This is a genomic window from Sphingomonas bacterium, assembly GCF_903644055.1.
In the GTDB taxonomy this organism is placed as follows: domain Bacteria; phylum Pseudomonadota; class Alphaproteobacteria; order Sphingomonadales; family Sphingomonadaceae; genus Sphingomonas_I.
This window is the reverse complement of the sequence record NZ_CAHJXD010000034.1, coordinates 1-4,287: the sequence shown is the minus strand read 5'-3', so window position 1 is coordinate 4,287 and position 4,287 is coordinate 1. Positions and strand designations below refer to the sequence as shown.

5 protein-coding genes and 1 rRNA gene are annotated in these 4,287 nt (G+C 67.3%); all 6 read right to left on the bottom strand.

Annotation, left to right across the window (positions count from 1 at the left end; genetic code table 11):
• Window positions 1-66: ribosomal RNA gene (locus HUU94_RS01430) — 16S ribosomal RNA — on the bottom strand; the annotation flags it as partial.
• A gap of 513 nt (window positions 67-579) precedes the next feature.
• Complete coding sequence (locus HUU94_RS01425; protein ID WP_174273347.1) at window positions 580-1,005, bottom strand: CBS domain-containing protein; 426 nt, start codon at window positions 1,003-1,005, stop codon at window positions 580-582.
• Between the two features lie 128 nt (window positions 1,006-1,133).
• Entirely contained in the window at window positions 1,134-1,931 is a 798-nt protein-coding gene (locus tag HUU94_RS01420; RefSeq protein ID WP_254601847.1) for a DUF4167 domain-containing protein, read from the bottom strand.
• Window positions 1,932-2,161: 230 nt separating this feature from the next.
• Entirely contained in the window at window positions 2,162-2,968 is an 807-nt protein-coding gene (gene prmC, locus HUU94_RS01415; protein ID WP_174273346.1) for a peptide chain release factor N(5)-glutamine methyltransferase, read from the bottom strand.
• Window positions 2,962-3,333, bottom strand: coding sequence for a hypothetical protein (locus HUU94_RS01410; protein ID WP_174273345.1), 372 nt, complete (start codon window positions 3,331-3,333; stop codon window positions 2,962-2,964). The genes prmC and HUU94_RS01410 overlap by 7 nt, the downstream gene beginning before the upstream one ends.
• 7 nt (window positions 3,334-3,340) lie before the next feature.
• Window positions 3,341-4,287: peptide chain release factor 1 (gene prfA / locus HUU94_RS01405; RefSeq protein ID WP_174273344.1), on the bottom strand; the 947-nt coding region annotated here is incomplete at its 5' end.

Below are 4,287 nucleotides of genomic sequence, written 5' to 3'. Positions count from 1 at the left end.
TTCGACTTGCATGTGTTAGGCATGCCGCCAGCGTTCGTTCTGAGCCAGAATCAAACTCTCAAGTTTTTGAACGACCAGACGGGCCGGGGGAAAACCCGAACCCAGGTGGCCGCACTTCAAGGAGCCGTTCCTGCACAAATACATGGTGTGTATTAGGACATGCGAGTTCATGCCGCGGCCGAAGCCACGACAGAGACTCACTGGAACGGCATATTGCTTACCCGAGCACTCGACGCCTTGAAGCCGTCGAACCCGGGGGCCGCCGCCCACATGTCCCTTCATCAAACCGACAATGAGAAAAAGCGAACCGCCCAATCGGCAACTTTCCTCTCCCTCTATCGCTAGAGTGAGTAGGGTGGCTGCCGATGTAGCGGTGAACCGCGTTTCGCTGTTGGCGAAGCGCCGTTGACGAGGGGCTATCTATGCTCGGGCCGGTGGCGCGTCAACCGCTCTTTGCAATTTTGTTTCACGGCCTCGGCAACATGAGGGAAAACCGCGAAAATCCGGGGCCTTGCGGAGGCTGGGCGGACGCGATGAAAGCCATGTCCCCGCGCGGCAATGGTCCGACTCAAGCGCGAATCAGCCCGCGATATAGGCGCGCAAGGCCTCCGCTTCGGCTTCGATCCTGTCGATCCGCGCCTTCACGAGATCGCCGATCGAGACGATCCCGATCATCCGGCCGCCTTCCACGACCGGCAGATGCCGGATCCGGCGCCGGGTCATCAGCGAAAGCCCGGCGAGCAGCGGCGTATCGGCGGCGACGGTGATCGGGGTGGCGGTCATCACGCGCGCGACCGGCCAGTCGAGCACCGCGCCGCCTTCGCGCGCAAGCGCCTGGACGATGTCGCGTTCCGACAGGATCCCCACGATCTGCTCACCATCGAGCACCGGGACCGCGCCGATCCGCTTTTCGGTGAGCAGGGCGGCGAGCGTACGCACGGTCGTATCGGCCGTGACGTGGATCACGTCACCGCCCTTCGCTCGCAAGATTGCTGCGATAGTCATGGCGAGCTCTCCGCTTGGCGGCACGGGCAGCCGCTTGGGCAACCGCCCATCCCACGCATCGCGCCAAAAGAAAAGGCGCGCCGTCCGAAGATGGCGCGCCTCTCAAACGCTCGGCAAGGCGGGCACGATCACACGTCGGCGGCGGGCGCTTCCTCGCGGGGCCGGCGCGGCGCGCGGCGGGGACGCGGCGCGGGAGTATCGACAACCTCGCCAGCGCCGCTCATGTCGTCGCTCCCGGTCGCGCCAAAGCCCTGCGGCAGGCGATCGACCTCGATCCGGCTGGCGCGCTCGTCCTGGGCAGGCGCGGCATCGCCACCATTGCCATTGCCGCCATTGCCCCCCCCATTGGCATAGCCGCCATTATTGGTGTTGCGCGGCCGGCGGGGGCGACGATCGCCCTCCTCGCGCGCGTCCTGCCGCTCCTCGACGCGCGGCTGCGGCGCGGGGCGGCGTTCCTGCACGGGCGGCGGCGCGTAAAGCTGATCCTCCTCGCCGTCGTTCCAGCCATCGTTCTGGCCGCCGCGCTGGTCGTAGCCACGCTGGCCATCCTCGGCGAAATCCCCCTCGGCGCCATACTCTTCGCGGCTGCCATCGTCGCGGCGCGGGCGCTGCTCCTCGAAGCGGGCGCGGCTTTCGCTCAGCACGCGGAAATAATGATCGGCGAACTGGAGATAATATTCGGTGTTGACGCGATCGCCCTGCATCTGCGCGTCGCGCGCCATATTCTTGTATTTCTCGAGCAACTGGGCGGCGTTGCCGCGCGCGCGATTATCGATGCGATTGCCACGATCCTGGCCTCCAGGCTGTCCGCTACGCGCCTGCTGACCGCCACGGCCGCGACGGCGGCCGTTTTGCCGGTTGTTAATCAACTTGGCCTGTTCCTTATCACTGGTGGTCCGCCACTGGTGGTATCGTACCACTCCCATCCGGGACCCTTCCCGGGATGAATTGCGCCAGGCCCGAAGCCCGGCAAGATCGACCCTGAATAGCGCGGTTATGCTTCGGCTTATGCTCTGAGCGACCGCCCTCGGTCCGCGTCAATGCCGCCTGGCCCCCGATGCTTTAGGGTATCGGTGCGGGCGTATCATCGCCTCTCACCTTGTTCCTGCATGGCCATGTAGCGGCTCGCCAGGCGATTTCCAAGAGGGAATCGGGATCAGCGCGTAATTGCCAGGCAGCGGTCGCGCCCGCCGAGATCGCGCCGCAGCGCGACCGCGAAGCCCTGCTCGGCAAACAGGGCCGAGACCGCCGCGGCCTGCGTCGCGCCGATCTCGATGCACGCCACGCCGCCGGGGGCGAAATCGAGCAGCGGCGCGATCAGCCGATAGGCATCGAGCCCATCGGCGCCCGCATAGAGCGCCGAGGCGGGCTCATGGCGCGCGACCGACGGCGGCAGATGTTCGTCCGCACCGATATAAGGCGGATTGCACAGGATCAGATCGGCGCGAGGATCGCCTTTCCACCCGCACCGGAGGAAGCGCGCGCGCCCCTCCATTTCCAGCCGCCAGGCGTTGGCCGCCGCCACGACGAGCGCCGCGCGCGATAGATCCACGCCCTCCCCCGCCGCTTCGGGCCATTGCGCCAGCGCCGCGAGCAGCAACGCGCCCGATCCCGTGCCGAGATCGAGGATGCGCCCGGGCGCGCGCGATCCGAAATGATCGATCGCGGCTTCGATCAGCGTCTCGCTCTCGGGCCGGGGGATCAGCACGGCGGGCGTCACCGCGAGATCGATCGTCCAGAAACCCTTGCGCCCGACGATGTAGGCGATCGGCTCGTGCGCCAGCCGGCGCCTCAGCAATGGCTCGAACCCGGCCGGCACCGCATCGGGCGGCGCACTGAGCAGCATCGCTTCCCGGCTCACCCCCAACGCGTGCGCCATCAGCATTTCGGCGTCGAGGCGCGGGGTATCGGAGACCGAGGCGAGCCGCGCCGTCGCGCCGCGCAACGCATCGGCGATCACCATGGAAATTCGCGGCCCTCGGCCTTCTGCTGCTTCTTCCACTCGCCCCAGGCATTGTCCTCGCGCAGGACGCAGCCGGTCGATCCTCCCGCGCCGGTCGCGCTGCACGAGCCTATGCCCACCGCGCCGACGCCGCTCAGCGGTCCGACCGTGACGGGAGGATTGCCTCCGGCAAAGCGCTGGTCGAGCTTCTGCAACCGAAAGCGCTGCGCATAGCCGCGATCCTTCGCGCAGACCGCGATCGTGCCATCCTCGGCCTTGGGGCAGTTGCGGATCGCCTCGACCACCTTGTGATGCAGCGTATCGATCGGACCGGCGGCCTGCGCGGGCACCGCCATGGCCTCGGCCAGCAGGGCGAGCAGGATCATGCCGGCGCTATTGGGCGATCTGCGCCAGCCGCTCGGCCTCGTCCTCGGCGATCAGCGCGCCCACCAGTTCGGTCAAGCCCCCACCCTCGAGGATCTCGGGCAGACGATGGAGGGTGAGGTTGATGCGATGATCGGTCACGCGGCCCTGCGGGAAATTATAGGTGCGGATACGTTCGCTGCGATCGCCTGAACCCACCATGGACTTGCGCGCGCCCGCCCGCTCCGACGCGAGACGCTCGCGCTCGGCCTCGTAGAGCCGCGCGCGCAGCACCTTCATCGCCTTCTCTTTATTCTTGTGCTGCGATTTCTCGTCCTGCTGGATCACGACGGTGTTGGTGGGAAGGTGGGTGATCCGCACCGCCGAATCGGTGGTGTTGACCGATTGGCCGCCCGGACCGGACGAGCGATAGACGTCGATCCGCAGATCCTTGTCCTCGATCCGGACGTCGACATCCTCGGCCTCGGGCAGCACCGCCACCGTCGCCGCCGAGGTATGGATGCGCCCGCCGCTTTCGGTGACGGGAACGCGCTGGACGCGGTGGACGCCGCTCTCGAACTTGAGCTTGGCGAACACGCCCGCGCCGGTGACGCTGGCGACCACTTCCTTGAAGCCGCCCATCTCGGCGGCGGAGGCGGACATCATCTCGGTGCGCCACCCCTGCGTATCGGCGTAGCGCTGATACATGCGGAACAGATCGCCCGCGAACAGCGCCGCCTCGTCCCCGCCCGTGCCCGCGCGGATTTCGAGGATCGCCGAGCGCGCGTCGGCGGCGTCCTTGGGGAGCAGCGCGATCGCCAGCGCGCGCTCGGCGAGGTCGAGCTTTTCCCTGAGATCGGCCAGCTCCTCGCCGGCCATCGCCTTGAGCTCGGGATCGGCGTCGGCGTCCTCAACCATATAGGTCAGCGAATCGAGCTCCTGCCGATACCGCCGCACCTGCCCCGCCGCCTGTGCCA